The sequence below is a fragment of the Mycoplasma sp. 4044 genome (assembly GCF_053851695.1).
This window is the reverse complement of the sequence record NZ_JBSQBD010000001.1, coordinates 1-17865: the sequence shown is the minus strand read 5'-3', so window position 1 is coordinate 17865 and position 17865 is coordinate 1. Positions and strand designations below refer to the sequence as shown.

Annotated in this window: 11 protein-coding genes and 10 tRNA genes; 19 read left to right on the top strand and 2 right to left on the bottom strand. The window is 32.5% G+C overall.

The window, feature by feature from the left end; translation table 4 throughout:
* Nucleotides 1–35 precede the first annotated feature (35 nt).
* The 16 genes from rpmG (at nt 36) to ACWXVN_RS00030 (ending at nt 5922) form a co-directional block, all read left to right on the top strand.
* On the top strand, nt 36–188 hold the full coding sequence (gene rpmG / locus ACWXVN_RS00105) for a 50S ribosomal protein L33 (RefSeq protein ID WP_438341736.1): 153 nt from the start codon (nt 36–38) through the stop codon (nt 186–188).
* Between the two features lie 25 nt (nt 189–213).
* Nucleotides 214–1254, top strand: a complete 1041-nt coding sequence (locus tag ACWXVN_RS00100; RefSeq protein ID WP_455978715.1) for a M24 family metallopeptidase — start codon at nt 214–216, stop codon at nt 1252–1254.
* 71 nt (nt 1255–1325) lie between these two features.
* Nucleotides 1326–2591 (top strand): GTPase ObgE, encoded by a 1266-nt coding sequence (obgE, locus tag ACWXVN_RS00095; protein ID WP_438341738.1) that lies wholly within the window; start codon nt 1326–1328, stop codon nt 2589–2591.
* Between the two features lie 90 nt (nt 2592–2681).
* Nucleotides 2682–2758, top strand: a tRNA-Pro gene (locus tag ACWXVN_RS00090).
* An 8-nt stretch (nt 2759–2766) separates the two neighbouring features.
* Nucleotides 2767–2843 (top strand) — tRNA-Ala (locus tag ACWXVN_RS00085).
* A gap of 4 nt (nt 2844–2847) precedes the next feature.
* Nucleotides 2848–2924: transfer RNA gene (locus ACWXVN_RS00080), tRNA-Met, on the top strand.
* A 23-nt stretch (nt 2925–2947) separates the two neighbouring features.
* Nucleotides 2948–3024 (top strand) — tRNA-Ile (locus tag ACWXVN_RS00075).
* A gap of 2 nt (nt 3025–3026) precedes the next feature.
* Nucleotides 3027–3117: transfer RNA gene (locus ACWXVN_RS00070), tRNA-Ser, on the top strand.
* A 42-nt stretch (nt 3118–3159) separates the two neighbouring features.
* Nucleotides 3160–3235: transfer RNA gene (locus tag ACWXVN_RS00065), tRNA-Met, on the top strand.
* A gap of 5 nt (nt 3236–3240) precedes the next feature.
* Nucleotides 3241–3316, top strand: a tRNA-Asp gene (locus tag ACWXVN_RS00060).
* A gap of 4 nt (nt 3317–3320) precedes the next feature.
* A tRNA-Phe gene (locus tag ACWXVN_RS00055) sits at nt 3321–3396 on the top strand.
* Nucleotides 3397–3561: 165 nt separating this feature from the next.
* Nucleotides 3562–3936 (top strand): MG284/MPN403 family protein, encoded by a 375-nt coding sequence (locus tag ACWXVN_RS00050; protein WP_455978714.1) that lies wholly within the window; start codon nt 3562–3564, stop codon nt 3934–3936.
* Nucleotides 3917–5089: an MHO_1580 family protein gene (locus ACWXVN_RS00045; protein ID WP_455978713.1), complete on the top strand. Its 1173-nt coding sequence runs from the start codon at nt 3917–3919 to the stop codon at nt 5087–5089. Before ACWXVN_RS00050 ends, ACWXVN_RS00045 begins: the two co-directional genes overlap by 20 nt.
* A complete protein-coding gene (locus ACWXVN_RS00040) occupies nt 5064–5585 on the top strand; it encodes an MHO_1590 family protein (protein ID WP_438341740.1) in 522 nt (173 codons plus the stop codon). Before ACWXVN_RS00045 ends, ACWXVN_RS00040 begins: the two co-directional genes overlap by 26 nt.
* Before the next feature lie 8 nt (nt 5586–5593).
* Nucleotides 5594–5821, top strand: coding sequence for a phosphopantetheine-binding protein (locus ACWXVN_RS00035; protein ID WP_455978712.1), 228 nt, complete (start codon nt 5594–5596; stop codon nt 5819–5821).
* A gap of 26 nt (nt 5822–5847) precedes the next feature.
* Nucleotides 5848–5922 (top strand) — tRNA-Trp (locus ACWXVN_RS00030).
* Between the two features lie 104 nt (nt 5923–6026).
* Here the strand turns inward: ACWXVN_RS00030 and ACWXVN_RS00025 are convergent.
* Nucleotides 6027–6101, bottom strand: a tRNA-Thr gene (locus ACWXVN_RS00025).
* 79 nt (nt 6102–6180) lie between these two features.
* On the opposite strand from ACWXVN_RS00025, the gene ACWXVN_RS00020 reads away from it, so the two are divergent.
* Nucleotides 6181–6897 carry a pseudouridine synthase gene (locus tag ACWXVN_RS00020; protein ID WP_455978711.1) on the top strand — a complete coding sequence of 239 codons (717 nt, stop codon included), beginning with the start codon at nt 6181–6183 and terminating at the stop codon, nt 6895–6897.
* A gap of 51 nt (nt 6898–6948) precedes the next feature.
* Here ACWXVN_RS00020 and ACWXVN_RS00015 read toward each other — a convergent pair whose 3' ends face one another.
* Entirely contained in the window at nt 6949–8322 is a 1374-nt protein-coding gene (locus ACWXVN_RS00015; RefSeq protein WP_438341743.1) for an FAD-dependent oxidoreductase, read from the bottom strand.
* A 412-nt stretch (nt 8323–8734) separates the two neighbouring features.
* Between ACWXVN_RS00015 and ACWXVN_RS00010 the strand changes: the two genes are divergently transcribed.
* Nucleotides 8735–16705, top strand: a complete 7971-nt coding sequence (locus ACWXVN_RS00010) for a hypothetical protein (protein ID WP_455978710.1) — start codon at nt 8735–8737, stop codon at nt 16703–16705.
* A 481-nt stretch (nt 16706–17186) separates the two neighbouring features.
* Nucleotides 17187–17865, top strand: a 679-nt coding sequence (mobL, locus tag ACWXVN_RS00005) for a relaxase MobL (RefSeq protein WP_455978709.1), incomplete at its 3' end; no start/stop codon positions are given.

Sequence of the window (17865 nt, the reverse complement as noted above, 5' to 3'; positions counted from 1 at the left end):
TTACCAAATATCGATATTTTAGTAAAGGAGTAAAAATGCCAAGAGATGGAATCACTTTAAGATGTGAAGAATGTAAAATGGAAAATTACATTACCAAAAAGAACAAAAAGTTACATCCAGAAAAAATGGAAGTTAAAAAACACTGCCACAAATGTAACTCACACACAACTCACAAAGAAAAAAAATAATTAGTAAGTAAAAAAAGGACGCAAAATGCTAAAAAACGAATTATTAAAAACCTTTGATAACCTAAAATTAGATGCCATTATTTCAGAAGCGCCTGAAACAAGACTATGAATTGCAGAAGTACAAACAACAGATGGTGTTTTAGTTATTGAAAGAAATAATGCTTACCTATTTGTTGATGGACGTTACATTGAATATTGTCAATCAAAAGCCCGTAATGTCGAAGTTAGATTATTACAAGCAAATTCATTAAAAGAATTTTTAAGCCAAAAAAATTACCAAAACGTTGGAGTTGAAAAAGACTATCTAAAGTTAGATATGTTCAATCGTTTTAAAGCAATGATGCCAACAGCTAATTTCCATGAAGTTGTTGGACAACAATACCGGATTAAAAAAGATAGTCGTGAAGTTTCAATCATTGAAGAAGCATGTAGAATTTCTTTAGAAGCTTTATACGAAGTTAAAAAATACCTAAAAGTAGGAGTTTCTGAAAGAGAAATCGCTAACAAATTAGACTACTTAATGCGTTTATTTGGAGCTGAAAAAGAAAGCTTTGAATCAATCGTTGCTTTTGGTAAAAATGCAGCTGAACCACACCATCACCCAACTGAAGCTACTCTAAAAAGTGGTGACATTGTTAAAATCGACTTTGGAGCTCAATATGCAGGTTATGCAAGTGATATTACAAGAACATTCTTCTTTGGAAATGCTAGCGATGAAAAATTAAAAGAAGTTTTAGATGTTGTTGTTGAAGCACAAAGATTGGGTCGTGAAGCCGTTAAACCAGGAATGAAAACCAAAGATATTGACAAAATTTGCCGTGACTACATTGAACAAAAAGGATATGGTGAATATTTCACTCACTCAACAGGACACGGAGTTGGAATTAATGTGCACGAATTACCAAATGTAAGTGCTTTGAGTGATTTTGTTCTTGAAGAAGGAATGATCATCACTGTTGAACCAGGAATTTACATTGAAGGTTTAGGTGGGGCTAGAATTGAAGATACAATTTTAGTAACTGCAGATTCACACAAAGTTTTAAGCCGTCCAGAAGATTACAAGTAAGAGAAATCACTTCGGTGATTTTTTCTTTTGCCTTAAAGGGTTAAAATCGAATTTATGGTATTATTTTTATTATGAAATTTATAGATGATGCAAAAATTATTGTAAAAGCCGGAAAAGGTGGAAATGGACTAATCAGCTTTCGTCGTGAAGCCCATGTTGATCGTGGAGGTCCTGATGGTGGTGATGGCGGTAAGGGTGGAGACATTTATTTTGTTGGTGATGCCGGAGTCAATACCCTTCTAAATTTTCACTACCAAAACAAAATCACTGCCGAAGATGGTGAAAATGGTAAACGCAAAAACGCTTACGGACGAAATGGAAAAGATACTTATGTAAAAGTACCATTAGGAACATTAGTTTTTCACAAAAAAGAATTAATTGCTGATATTGTTGAACAAAAACCTTATTTAATAGCTAAAGGCGGAAGAGGCGGAAGAGGGAATGTTAAGTTCAAAACTTCTTCTAACACTGCTCCACGGCTATCGGAAAACGGTGAAGAAACTAAAAACATTGAATTATATTTAAGTCTTAAAGTTTTAGCTGATGTCGGATTAATTGGAAAACCTAGTGCAGGGAAAAGTACATTACTTTCTTCCCTTTCTAATGCTCGTCCAAAAATTGCCGACTACGATTTTACTACCTTAGTACCGCAATTGGGATTAGTTAAATATCATGAAAATAGCTTTGTAATCACCGATTTACCTGGACTAATTAAAGGTGCAAGTGAAGGAAAAGGATTGGGACATCAGTTTTTAAAACACATTGAAAGATGCCGAGTACTTTGCCATGTTATTGATTTTGGTAGTGCTACTAAAGATCCAATCAAGGACTATGAAGAAATTAATAATGAGTTAAGCAAGTACAACCTTCAACTTGAAAAAAGAACTCAAATAGTGATTGCAAACAAAAGTGACTTAGAAGATTTTGATGCTAAATATCAACAATTTAAACAAAAATATTCAGATTTAAAGATTATCAAACATACCTTTTTAGATGAGAAAAAATCATTGGATGAGATAAAAAACAGTCTATGAAATGCAATTAAAGAAGCAGAAGATTTAATTTTTGCAGAAACTAAACAAAAAGAAGTCACAATAACATTACCGGAAGATAATTTCAAAGTAAGAAGAATTAACATTGACCACTTTGAAGTAACAGGTGACAAGGTTGTTGAAATTTATCAAAGAATTCCGTTAAATTCACACGATAATTTGTTAAGATTTAATAGCAAACTTAAAAATTTAGGGGTTTGAGAAGAATTAATGCGAATGGGTATCAATGAAGGTGATACTGTTCGGATTGAAGGTTATGAATTTACCTGAAATAATGAAGATTAGGTCAAAAAATTCATAAAAATAAATTACAAAAAATTTAAAATTGTGTATAATAATATAGCAATTATTAAATGAAGTAATTAGCAATGTTGTGGAGAAGTAGCTCAGCTTGGTAGAGCACTTGACTTGGGCTCAAGCGGTCGCAGGTTCGAATCCTGTCTTCTTCACCATTTGTTATGGGGGGGTAGCTCACCTGGCTAGAGCGCCTGCCTTGCACGCAGGAGGTAGAGGGTTCGACTCCCTTCCTCTCCACCATTATGGCTCTGTAGCTCAGTTGGTTAGAGCGTCCGGTTCATACCCGGAAGGTCAAGAGTTCGACTCTCTTCGGAGCCACCAAACGGATATACTCAATAGGATTTGGACCCATAGCTCAATTGGTTAGAGCAACCGGCTCATAACCGGTCGGTCGCAGGTTCGAGTCCTGCTGGGTCCACCAATGGGCAATTACCCAAGAGGCTGAAGGGAGCAGTCTTGAAAACTGCCAGGGGCTTCACGGCCCGCGGGGGTTCAAATCCCTCATTGCCCGCCATATATTTACAGAGGGTCAAAGCCCAATGTAAATTCCTCATATAGCGGAGTGGAGCAGTCGGCAGCTCGTTGGGCTCATAACCCAAAGGTCGCAGGTTCAAGTCCTGCCTCCGCAACCAAATACGGTCCAGTGGTAAAGTGGTTAATACGTCTCCCTGTCACGGAGAAGATCGCGGGTTCGATTCCCGTCTGGACCGCCATTATGGCTCTGTAGCTCAGTTGGTAGAGCAACGGACTGAAGCTCCGTGTGTCGCTGGTTCGATTCCTGCCGGAGCCACCATATCAAGCTGATCAAAAATATTAACACCGCAAGGTGTTTTTTTTCTTACTTTTTTGCTCATTTTTTCCTAAAACGCAAAATATTAATAATTTGAAGGTAATAAGTGAAATAAAATAAAAATAGAGTTGATATTCGTTGTAAAAGACTCAGTCATTAAAATTAAATTTGAAAAGGGGAATAGAATCAAATTCACACCCAAGTGAATTATCACTATCAGAACATCGCAAACAAATTCGTGAATATTGTGCCTTTCTGAAACTTAAGTACCATGATGAAATAGTAAAAAATCGTCGTAATTTTATAGAAAGTGCAAAAAACAAAGCTAGTTTGAAAACGAGATATAAAACGTATGTAGCCATAATAGATTATTTCAGCCAAACACTATCTGAAATTGATAGGCTAATATTTTTCAATGAGTTCTGAGAAGTGAATGAAGATCAATTTTGATTCCTTGACTATTTTTCAAAGAGTACATATTATCGTCGTATCAAATCGGTTATAAATTCATCTTGAAGGTATTTTGGACACAGTAACCTATAATCAAAATTATCAGCAACGCGAATTTTTAGATAGTTTGATTGCCAAACATTTTTTAATTAAGATTAAAAGCGAAAAATTGAGCCAAGATTTATCCGATCATAACAAACTAAAAATTCGTCTTAACCGTGAATTACCAAGCGATATATTACACTTTGATTTTGAGTACCAAAACACAACCGGTAGGCAAATTTTTATAGTTGTTCAAATTAACAACGATATTCTTCCAGTTTTTGATTCATGAAGTGTCGAAAACAAATTTAGCTTCTATTCAGGCAAAGAATTAGATAAAAAAACCAAGATTAAAAACTACAAATTCCAAGACATAAGGCATATAAACGTTGATATTTATCAGCAAAATGGTTCACAACGTAAGCTAATGTGAGCAAATCATATTGAAATCAATCATCTCAGTCAAGCAAATAGTGCTCCTAATACAACAGGAAAATATAATGTTAGTTTTCCAAAGATGCTAGATTTTGATATCAATCCCGGTTCTTATCAAGAAGAAAATGATAGCCGTATGATTGATTTTGAATATGTTGATTTGTATTTTAAGGCCAAAAAATTACTCCAAAACATTAATAACAAAGATATTTATGACATCAGTGGAGCAATAAAGAATGGTAACAGAACAATTCGACCAGTTTATTTTGGTGAACTAAAAAACTTCAAAGTAAAACAATTCATAGTTAATGGAGAGGTTTTTAAAGACGTTAATATTAGCCTAAATATTCAAAATTCACAACAATTGCCAACTGGTGAATTTGTGATTGGTCAAATTGAAATCTTGAGTCCATTTTACTATGATTACCAGAAACGCAAAACAGTGTCAGGGTTCAATCTAAATAGTGATTTTGGTTATATGATACCTTTGGATTTCAGTGGTATTTTGTCACACACGATGGCATTTTCTATTTTCGACGAAAAGTCAATTTTCATTGTCGGCTACCAACAAGAAATCAAACGTCCTTTACTCAATATCCGTTCTGGATTGGTGAAATTAAAGATTGAAAAAGATGTTGCAACTGCTAACCACATGTACTGGCTAAAAATAAAGAATGCTGATTTTTACCAAATCTATCAAAATGAACTAACTTTAGACAATTTAATAGACATAAGTAGAAATAATGCCAATGCGAAAGCTCTCAATTAAGAAAAAATACATCTTTATCTTTATTTCCTTACTTTTAGCCTCTGCTGGAGCAACATTGTTATATTATTTTTGACCTTTTAGTCTCAAAACTACTCAAGATAAACCTAAAAAACCGATTGACGATAAAGTGAATAATGATGAACCTAAAATAGAATCTAAGGATAATAAGAGTCCTGAAACCGATAACAAGCCTAAGGTTATTAAAAAAGAAACAATTGACAAAAATGCCTTGCAAGCCGAAAATATTTTTCCCGATATTTCCATTTCTGATTATTATGATTTAATTCGCATTGAAAAAGGTATGCCAGTTATTACTGATGACATGATTGCTTATATTATTCAAGATGTGATTAAAAAATTATCAGTCAATTATGGTGATGTTGAAGCCGGATATTTCCAACCTACTAGGCAACAACTCCACCTTGATTTTGTATGGAAATATAAAAATCAAGAGGTCAACAGAAAGTATTTATTTACAGTTGGATATGAAGTATAATTAAAGACATGAAAAACATTGAAAACACTGTTATTGAAGAACTAAAAACCATGACCCGCAAACCTATTTCACGTGATTCTGAAATTAAAAGTTTAGGTATAGATTCACTAGATTTAGTGCAAGCGGTCACTGAATTGGAAGAAAAATTAAACATTTCTATAAGTGATGAAGAGCTTTTATCAATCAAAAAAGTGTCGGACATCATTCATTTAATTAATAAAAAGCAGGCTAAATAATGTATAATATTTTAGCATGCTTATTTAGGGGTATAGTTCAATGGTAGAACAACAGGCTTCAACCCTGTGTGTTGTGAGTTCGAGTCTTGCTACCCCTGCCATTATTGATAGATTTAGAATCGGCTAAAAGCCGGTTTTTTGTTTGTTTTTTAGCCAAAAAAGCACAAAAAAAGTAGCTCTGGCTACCTCGGACAATTTCTTGAAATGGTGCCGTCAACTGGATTTGAACCAGCGACCCCTTCCTTACCATGGAAGTGCTCTGCCCCTGAGCTATGACGGCAACTAATTAATAAATTAATTATACTTGAAAAGTCTAAAAAAATTAGTTTTTAACTATAATTATTATCTAAAGAGGAGCTATGCAAAATAATCAAAGTGAAAAGTTACAGAAATTTATTTCAGCATCAGGGTTGATGTCAAGAAGAAAAGCCGAAGAAGAAATTCAAAGAGGAATGTTTAAAATCAATGGCAATGTGGCAAAATTAGGTGACAGAGTAACGAAATATGATGCAGTTTTCTACAAAAATAAAAAGCTAGTAATTGATAAAAAAAGAGTTTATGTTTTACTGAATAAACCTAAATACGTTATTACTTCCGTTAGCGATCCGCAAAACCGAAAAACAGTTAAAGACATTGTCAATCTTAAAGAATATATTTACCCAGTAGGAAGACTGGATTTTGATACGTCCGGAATCATTTTGTTAACTAATGATGGTGAGTTAACTAATAATTTATTGCATCCGAGCAAAGAAGTTGAGCGTGAATATATTGCTACCTTACAAAAACCTTTATCTGATTCAGAACTTAATTTTCTTAATTCAAAAGATGTTTTCATTGAAGGAAAACGTTCACTTCAAAATGTAACTCATATTCAAAACAATGATTATTCAGTAGTTTTAAAAGAAGGACGTTACCATCACGTTAAAAACTTGTTTTTAGAAGTTAATAATAAAGTTACTTCACTACATCGTCAAAAATTTGCTACTTTAACCGATAAAGGTTTGAGAGTTGGAAAATGAAGATTTCTAACTGATCAGGAAGTCAATAATCTCAAAAAAATGATAGTAAAAAAATAAGTCCCAGCCGGAGAAACGGTGGGACTTTTTTCTATCTTTAAGCTTTGTTAACTATTTTTTGTATTTTAGACCTAAAGCGTGTAGCATTGGAACTAAGAAGAAGTTGAATGGTTTGTTGAAGTGTGGCAAGAAGTAAACGTCTGTTAGAGCGATTTCTGGAAGTGTTAATCCTTTTTGTAGTGCTAAAGCAAACATGTAAATTACTTCAGTGTGGATTGCTTTACCTCAAGAACCAATTTGAACTCCTAAAAGTTTAAAGTTTTTAGGGTTGTAAACGATTTTACATGAAACTTTTTCATAGTTTGACATAAATTCTGGTCTGTCGTTGTCTGTTCATGATGATTCAGCAACTTCGTCTTCTTTAAATCCTAGTTTCAGAGCCATTTGTTTTGTCAGTCCAGTTGATGCATAGTGACAATCAAATACGTTAATAGCATTTGTTCCTGCAACTCCTGGGAATGGAACGTTTAGTCCTGCTAGGTGTAAAGCAGCAACTAGTCCTGATTTAACTGCGTTTGTTGCAAGTGCTGTGTGTGCGTAGTTGTGTAGAACAACATTTTGCATTGCAGCTGAATCTCCGATTGCATAAATATCTTGATCTGAAATTGATCTTTGGAATTCATCAACTTTGATTGCTCCGTTTGGTAATTTTTCAACTCCGTCAATAGCATCTGTACGTGGTTTAAATCCGATACATAGAATTACTAAATCAGCTTTGTATTCACCTTTGTCAGTAACAACACTTGAAACGTGTTCTCCATCTTTTGATTTAAATTCTTTAACTGATTCACCAAGATGTAATTTAACTCCAGAAGCTTTCATGTTGTTTTCCATTACATCTGTAAATTCTTTATCAAAGTAGTTAGGTGTTACTCTGTCTTGTAGGTCAATTAGAGTTACATTTTTACCTTTTTGGTGGAATGCTTCTACTAATTCAACTCCAATGTATCCTGCTCCTACAACAACAACATCTTTAATTTTTTCATCGTTAGCTTTTTCAACGATTTCTTCAGCGTGTTGGAATAGTTTTGAAAGTAAAATGTTTTTGTATTGACGTCCTGGGAATGGAGGTTCGATTGGTCATGTTCCTCCAGCAAAAACTAGTTTGTCATAACTATCTTCGAACTCTTCACCAGTTAAAACATTTTTAACAACTACTTTTTTGTTTGCACGGTCAATTTTAATTACTTCATGGTTGATTTTTAGATCAACTCCGTACTCATTTCTTAGAATATCTGGTGATGAGTAGAATAATCCAGCAGGATCAGTAAATTCTCCCCCAACTCAGATTGCGATTCCACATCCTAAAAATGATGTGTTATTGTTACGGTCATAAGCAACTACATGAGCATCAGGATTAACAGTTTTTAAAGTTCTTAAAAATGATGTTCCAGCGTGGTTTGCTCCAACTACTAAAATTTTCATAGTTAGTTTCCTTTCTCTTTAAAAATTATTTATACATATTTGTAACCTAATTTTATTACAAATGTAAATTGATATTATCAATTTTTTATATGTAAAAGACTCAACTAATGCATTGTTTTAGCGGTCTTTGTCCTGATTAATATTGATAAAAAATTAAAAAGTGGTTTTTTCAGTGTTTTTTTACACAAAAAACCGCTTTTTTAAAAATATTAAAGCTGTTTGATAGTGCAACAAAAAATTAAAAAGACTGAAAAAAATGAATTGTTTTAAAAATAGAAATTGTTTTGTTTTTAGTGGCTAAATAGTCAAATTTCGAAGCATTTAAAGGCTGTAAGTAATGTATAATTAAAGATATTAAAAATTACATTTTTATTTATGTTTACAAAACATTAATTTATTTAGGAGTAAAACAATGAGTAAAAGCAAAAAAGTTTTATTGAGTAGCTCTGCTGTTGTTTCAACAATTGCCCTATCAGGAGCAATGTTGTCTGCAACAACTTCAGAAGACAATGCAACTTTAGAAGCGGCAAGACAACGTGTTCTTGATTATTTACCTAATGCAGGATTAGGAGATAAAGAAGAGACATTTGCAGCTAAAATTCGTGAAGACAAAGTTGAAAATTTCACAAACGGTGGAAAAAAATGATTTGACGCCGTTAACGCTTATGCTTCACTAGCAAACGAAGCACAACAATTAATTAACAAAATTGATGATGCTACAACTACACAAACAAACATTAAAAGCAATTCAGAAGTTAGTGCAATTTTTGATGGTAGTGCAGATGTTAAATTATTAGAAGCATTAAACAAAAAATTTGCTAGTGAAAATGCTAAAACATCATTTAGTGCAAAAACAAGTGAAATCAAGCAATCATTACAAACTTTAGCACCAGAATTTAATACTGACGATCAAGGGAATGTTTCATATTCTAACAATGATGCAAACCAACAACTTGTATCAAAAGCTCAAAACGATTATCAATCAGCATCATTAACCTTAGATGGTCTAAGCACTTTAAAATCAGCTCTTGAAGTTGTTAAGAACTCAGACTTGTCAGATGATATTAAAGGATTTTTAAACTTAGTTTTAGCAAATGCTCAAAACTTAGAAACTTTAAATTCAAGTCTAGAAACTGCAAAACTTTACATTACTGCTTTAGACAATGCTAATCAAGCATATCAAGACTATGCAAAAGTTCGTAGTGAAGATAAATACAAAACATTACGTGACTCTTCAACTCAAGATAAGTACTCAGCATTCAATGGTTTATTGAGTCAATTAGGTTCTTTAGCAACTGCAGATCAAACTTTCAATGCACGTAGTTATCCAAGTCAATCAATCGAGCAAGTAAATTCTGAAGTTGACAAATTATCAGCTAAAACTAGCGCTGTTGTGAAAGCATTTGCTACTTTGGATGGAGACAAACAAAAAGCTAAAAATGACATTAATGCTTTAGATCTAGAACAAAGTAAAAAAGATGAATACTTACAAAAAGTTCAACAAATTGCTACCAACACTCTTTTAACATATGATGCAAATCAAGAAACATTAAATTCAATTGTTAAAGAAGCAACTGAATTTTCACAGTCATATTTAAATTCACTAAAACAAGAATTACAAAAACAAATTGACAATATTAGATCACTAACAAGCGAAAAAGAAGAATTCTTAAAACCTTATGTTGAAAAACTAGCAAGCCAAACAGTAAGTGGCAGCGATTTAAAAATTGCAGTTGATGAATTAACAAAAGTATTCTATGAAACAAAACTACAACAAGCATTAGATAAAGCAAGCAAAGTAGAAAATCAAAGTGCTTCACTTTCACAAGCAGTAGCTAGTGTTCAAGCAACTCTTCAAAATTTAAATGATGTTTACAAAACTGAAGGCGCAGTTGACCAAGTTTTAGCTAATTTTGAACAAGCATACAACAAAAACAACTTAGAATTAGCAGTTGAAAAAGCAGAAGCAAGTGCAAAATTAGCAGATCAAAAAGTTGATACTTTAGAAGAAAATAGTGACGTTAAAGCAAAACTTTCTACCGCTTTAGAAACATTTAAACAAAATATTACTGAAGCAAAAGAAGCATTAAGCCAAGAAGGTGCTACTGAAGAACAACTTAACCAAAAAGCTGACCAACTAAATCTAGCAAATGCTGTTTATGGAGCAAAACAAGATATTGAATTAGTAGTTAAACAAACTAATCTATCTCAAGATCCAGTTTCAAGCCAAGTAAGTCAAGGATTAGCAAATCTAGAACAACTACTTTCATCTTCAAATTCAGTTCAAGAAATCGAAAAAGCAGACCAGGATTTAGTACTTTTAAGTGAAAAGAACCTATTACTATACGCTGTAGAATCAATTGAAAAAGTTCAAACTAGAAACACTACTCTTGAAGAAGCATTAGGTTTTGCAAAACAAAGACTAAACGAGCAAACAAGAGTTCTAAGTCAATGAAGAGCTTGAGGTAAAGAAGCATTAAACACATTAAATACATACAACTCACAAGTCAATAAATCAAAACAAAGACTATTAAACTTAATTTCAGTTGCTCAAGATACTGTTAATAGTGACAAGTCTAAAGAATTTTTAACTGCTAAAATCACTGAAGCAAATGAAGTTGCTAACAAAGAAAATCAAAGTCCTGAAGACTATCAAAATGCTTACTTCAGTCTATTTGTTGCTATTGCTAAAGATGCTTTAGTACAAAAAGTTTATGAGGCAAATCAAGTTGCTGATTTACAAGCAGAAACTAAAGAAGCTATTAATGAAGCAAGCCAAGTTATCGAAGTTGCTGATAGTGAAATCAGTCCAAAAATGGTTTCAGATGCTATTGCTAAAATTGACAGTGCACTAGTTAAAAATGCTTTATATGTTCTAATCCATGCAAGTCATGACAAAACAAACCCATATCTAGAAAGAGAATTGTACTTTGCAAGAGAATTGGCTAAAAAAGATGCTGTTACAGAAGCAGAAATTCTTGTAATTACAGCAAGAATTACAGATGCCGAAGCAAAACAACCACTATATGATGCTTTAGAAGATGCTTATGATGTAGTTAACAAGTCAAACAATTTAAAACAAAACATCACAAATGCTACTGATTACTTAGCAAATCCACAAAGAGCAACCCGTTCAGCCGAAGATTATCAAAATGCTGCTAAAAGTTTACAAAGAGCAATTAAACTAAACGAAGCATACTTAGAATTAGCAAACAAACAAAACTCAGAACACTTTGGTCTACATCTATACAAAGCAGTAACAGAAGCTCAAAACAAACTTGCTGATTTAACTAACACTGATGAAAACTTAGCAAACGATGTTATTGCAAGCTTAGTTTTAGCTGAAAACCAAGACATTATTAGCAATGGAATTGATAGAGTTAACCAGGATCAATTGGCAGCTAAAGCATTGCAAAATGAATTACAACAAGCAAATGAAGCTTTAGAAGATACAAACCTTGACAATCAGAAAGCAACTGAAATTGCTTCAATGTTACAAAATGCTTTAACTAACTATGCACTATCAAGATCTTCAGCTTATAAACAACTACAAGATACTTACTTAGCAAATGTTCAATATCAATGAAATTCAGCTGCTAAATTAGTTTTAGATGAAGCTAAGAAAATGTTAGACGACAGCAATAGTTATGAAGCAAGTGACTTTGAAAAAGCAACTCAAGCAATTGAACAAGTAGTAATCAAAATTAAATTACAACAAGCAATTACTAATGCTAACAATCAAGCCACTTTAGATAAAGGACTAAGCTCACAACTTTCACAAGTTATGGCTTCAGCTGCTAATAGTACTGATGAAAGTGTTGAAAATCTAAACAACATCATTAGCCAAATTCAAACAGCAACTGCTAAAAACAGTTTAAATCTAGCTTTAGATAAAGCACTAGCAATAGAAAATAAAAACCCACTACTAGTACAAGAAATTGCTACTTCACAAGCACTTTTAGCAAAAGATGGACAAAACTACAGCAAACAAGCGCTAGCACTTGAATTACAAATAAGCAGAACTAACTTAGTAAACGCTATTAATCTAGCAAGTATCTGAGTAATTGAAAATAACGACCAAAATTACTATGCTAATTCAGATCTAAAATCAGTTATTGACTTTGCATACAATGAACAATACGAACTATTCTTAGAAAATGTAAAAAGATACACTGCTCCTTCGCGTGAAACAATTCAATATTATGATCAATTAACAACTAATGTAAAATTAGCTGTACTCAAAGCTAAATTACAAACTGCTTTAAAAGTAGCTTCAACTGCATACGGACTAAACCACTTAGACGAAGTTAAACAAAATGCTAAAAACTTACTAACAACATTCAATTCAGAAATGTTAGAAGATAGTCAAAAAGCAGCTCAAATTCAAAAGGCTACTGACGACATTTTCAAAGTTTTAGCTACTCAAGAACTACAACAACTTTCAGATACAATTGATAAAGAAGAAAATAGTCTTCCTGAAAACGTAACAAGCTTAAATAATGAAGCAAAACAACTCCTAAATAATGTTTTAGAAGACTCAACCAAAACACAAGATTTCTTGTCAAAAGCAAAAGAATTGCTAACAGCCTACACAAACTTCTTAAAAGAAAATAATTTATTAAAAGACAAAAAAGCTGTTACAATCAACTACTTCAACACTTTAATTTACAAACATTCAGCAAGTGATTTAACCAAATTAGTAAATGAAATTAATGCTAGCCAGGATGCTAAGAGTGATAAATTAAATACCGAACTACAAAATGCTCAACAATTATTAACAAAACAAGATGCTACAATTGAAGAAATCGCAACTCAATATAATAATTTACAAAAAGCACTACTAAGAAATGAAGTAAACAACATAATCAAAGACGGACAAGAACACAATGCTTGAATTCACAAAACACCTACTTCATTAAAAGACCGTGCACAAACAATTGTTAATGACGAAAACGCTTCAGTTTCTGATTTAACTAAAGCTCTTGCATATACAAAATACTACCTAGAAGATAATAAAGTTAATGTTTTGGACAAAAGTTTAGACCAAGTTGAAAAAATTAGTCCTGCTTCTTCAGAACTAAAAACTTGACAAACAAAAGCAAGTGAATTACTATACTCAATTCCTTACTATGCAATGGCAAAAAGCCTAAACTCAAGTTCTGATTTATTAATTACTCGTGCTTTATATGAAGCAATTAATGATGCAGCACCAAGCCTAAAATTAAACGATTTACAAATTCAACTTGATGCTTATAACCAAGAACTAAAATCTCAAGCAATTAACTCGACATTGACTGATTTATTCAACTCATTAGTTACCAAAGCTAATGAATATGTTGCAAATCCAAACCAACCAAGTGTTGAAGAAGTGCAAACATTAGCAAACCAAATCAAATCAGCTCTATTAGTTAATGAATTAGCAAACTCAGTTTCACAAGCCAACATCTTAGTAATCTCAGATGCTTTACAAACTGCAATTGATGCAAGTACACAATTAGTAAACAGCCAAAAAGAAGCAATTCTAAACAATCAAGATTTTGCTGCTAGCGATACAAAAGTTGAAAACCAAACAACTGAATTAAAATATGCAATTGCTTCGAATAGATTGGCATTAGTATTACAAAAAGTTGCTACTTTACCAAAACTAGCTACTGCTCTAGATGCTGAAAATAAAAAAGCACAAACAACATACGAAAACAAAGCACTTACTCAAAACGATTACACAGTTGCTTCTGAAGAATTACTATCAGCTTACAATGCTGAATTAGAAGCAAAATCTGAGGCAATGGAACAACTTCAAAGTTTAATCAGCGAAGCAGATCCATTAGCAAACAAAACTGATGAACTAAGCAAACAATTACAAAGTGCTAAAGAATTATCTAAAGACGCAACAAGTGAAGAAGTTAATACTCAAATCAGTGATCTTGAAAAAGCAATTCTACGTTCAAAAATGACAAACAATGTTACTGTTGCAAACCAATTAAGCGCACAATCATCAAACTTAAGAAAAGCTGTTACAGAAGCACAAAACGCATTACAAAATGCTGAATCTAACACAACAGCATTACAAGAAGCACACAAAACATTAGTGCAAGAATTACAGCAAAACAAACTAAAAACCGCAATCGAAAAAGCACAGCATGCTCAATCACAAATTACTAAAGATTTAGCAAGAGATATTCAAAGAGCACAAAATGTATTGCAAAGCTCGCAAGTAATTAATGATTGAAATAAAGCAGCTGACAACTTGAATTTAGTTGTTGACAAAGAATTGTTACGTAATTTAGTAACTAAAGCAAATGAAATCGCTAACCCAACTCCTAAATTACAACTTCAAATTGATTTAGCCACTCTATATCTATATGAAGTTCCAACAAAAGCAACACACGTTAGCGAAGCATTAAAAGATTTAGATAAAGCAATGCTTGCTGAAGACTTACAAAAAGCTATTAATAAAGCAAAACTATATTTATCAGTAGACGCTAAAAATGATGAAGAACAAGCTAAGAAAGACAGTGTTGCTAAAGAATTAACTCTAGCTGAAGCGATCTACAATAACGAACAAACTCTAAGTGCTGCTTGATACAACTACGAAGCACAAAAACTAAATAATCTTCTAGATGGAAAAGAAGAACAAACCAATTTAGCTTCAGAACTACAAACTATTGTTGATAATGCTAAGAAATACATTGAAAACCCTACTCAAGAACAACAACAAGCAATCCAGGATATTCAACAAGCAATCACAAACAATCAAATTACTAGTGAAATCGTTGCTAAAGCAAATGATTTACAAAGACAAACAAATATTGCAAGAATGGCAAAATTATTAACACAATTGCAAGGATATGAAGACTATCTACCTAATGCTTTACCTAAACTAGAAAGTGACTTCAATGCTTATGCAAATGGTTACACAGATGACTATCAAACAACATATAACCAATTGCAAAATGCAATTAACTTGCTAGACTACATCAGCAAATGAAACAACTACAAAAATAACATTGTTGTTCCAAATCCAAGTGTTGACAGTGTATTTAACGCTTCAAAAGGTATCGATTCAATCAGTGGAGACAAATTAGTTCTAAATTCTAGCGATGAACTAACAAATGAAACAATAAGCAAGTGAACTAGCGCACTTGAAAATCAAGCACAAGCTGCTCTACTACAACTAGCAGTTGATCAAGTACAAACAATTGCTAAAAAATCAAACGATTTACAAACTGCTTTAAACGAAGTAAACAATGTTTTAGATCAATACAAACATGCTTCAGACTCAGAACACAATCTAGATGCACAAATGCCGGCAACAGTACAAGAATTGCAAGATTTAGAAGCAAAACTAAGTACAAAAGCTGAAAATAACGCATACATGACCAATGTAGAATTATTGCAATCAGTAAAACCTTACATTGATGAAGCTATTGATGCAAAAGCAAAAGAACTAGAAACTAAGGTTAACACAAATCTAGATAAAGCATTGAAACAAGTAAGTGGACAAAAAGTTGAAAATGCTCCGAGTGCTGATGATCTATACAATTTAGCAAATGAAGTTGTCACAATGATTTCTTCACAAAAAGAAGAACTTAAAACTCTAGTAGTTTCAGCAAATGAAATTCAATCAAAATCAATGGACTTAACTCCTGCTATTAACAGAGCTCGTTTAGTATTGAATGATATTAATGCAACCAGTGCTGAAATTACAAAAGCACAATCACAATTACAAGATGCTGTTAATAAAAATGTTCTAACTGAAACAATTAACATTGCAATGGAATTAGAAGATCGCTCAGACTTCTTAGAATCAAAACTAAATGAAGCATTAGACGTTTACAAAAACTCAAGTGCTACTCCAGAACAAATCAAAGTTGCCTTAGAAAATCTTCTAAAAGCGCTAAGCGGCCAAACAGTGGGAGATAAATTTGCTAAACTAAGCTTCAACCATCTAAATAAGGGTCAAAAAGCTGCATTAATAAATGAAGCTTACCAAGGTGAAAAATCATTTGATGATTTAAATAAAGAAGCTACTGATTTAAATCAAGCAATGAGTAAATTAAAAGACACTATTGCTAATAAACAAATCGACAAAGACAACCTAAAACACTTATCTGCTAAGAGTTTAGCTGAATACAAACAAAACTTAGCTGATTCACAAGAATTAGTAAAAGCCGATTCAGAAACAAATGCAACTTTAGATGATGTTAAAGCTAAAGCAGAAGCATTCGATAAATTCAATGATGAAGCAAGCAAAAACAAAGCTAAAGCAATCAAAAATAGAAAATACATGATCTGAACTCTAGCAACATTACCATTCATCGTATTAGGAGCTGCAATTTACTCACTAGGACTAGTTAGAGCTAAAAACAAAAGAAACAAATAATAATTTCTAGTTAAAGTGCCTGTCGGGCACTTTTTCTTTGTCCTGACACAAAAGCAACAAAAATTAACCTAAAAAGGCATAAAAATTGTGCTTTTCTTTTAAACTTCACTTTTTTAGCAATGCAGCAAAATACTATTCCATTGGTTTAAAATAAGAAAAAAGCACCAACAAACAAAAAATGACTCTAAATTAATATATGTTTTAGAAGCTTTTTAAAGCAGGAAATGCCTCAAAAATAATCAGATAAATGTTGGTTTTTTGACTTCCTATATTCAGATTTCATGAAGTTTATTTTAGTTAATATTTCTTTGACTACTCTTGTTACTTTATTTTGTAAATACGAGAGGATTTACATGTTTTTTAAATTTAAAATCAGGAGAAAAAATGATAAAAGTTAAAAAAACTGGAACATAAGAAAAACTAGGGGTAAGGGTAAGACAGTCGCATTTGCGGCTGTTTTTTTGTTGAAGGGAATTTTAGTATGGCGAATAAAAGTTTTCACGACGACCCTAGAGTTATTACCAAAATAAATTTTACTCCTTGAAAAAATTTAGATAAGGGAGTGGTGCACGATACTAAGTTTTACAAATTAGGGGGTTGAGCGGATTATGTTGGACGCAAAAGTGCAATTATAAGCGAACCTGAAGATATTGACTTGATAGAACAATGAAAAGCAAGTGAGTTAGACTTACAAGCATTTATGAGAACTCAGACGCAAAAAATGAGTAAGCGAAATACCAAGGATTTTAATAGACTTTTTGAACCTGGTAAATTTTCAAAGGAAGAAGTCAAGGAAGAAATGCGAAAAATTGATAACGAACAAATTGTTTATGAAATGTTTGTCAACTTAGGACAGTTAGGAATTGACACTAAATTTATTACCACGGACAAATGAAAGAAAGTTTTGGAACCTAGTTTAAAAGGGTTGTTAAAAGGGAGTAGTATTGATTGACAAAATATAACAGGTTATTGAGTGCTACACGGTAATACTAGTTGACCCCACGCACATATTGCTTTTTGAGAAAAAGAAAAAGTTTATGAGAATGGTAAGTCTTGACGGAAGCGGGGTTTCATTGATAAAGCAAGTAATAATAAGTTTAAAAGAGTTTTATATCAAAGAATAGCACAAAGTCAAGAATATGAAAACATTAATGCTAGCA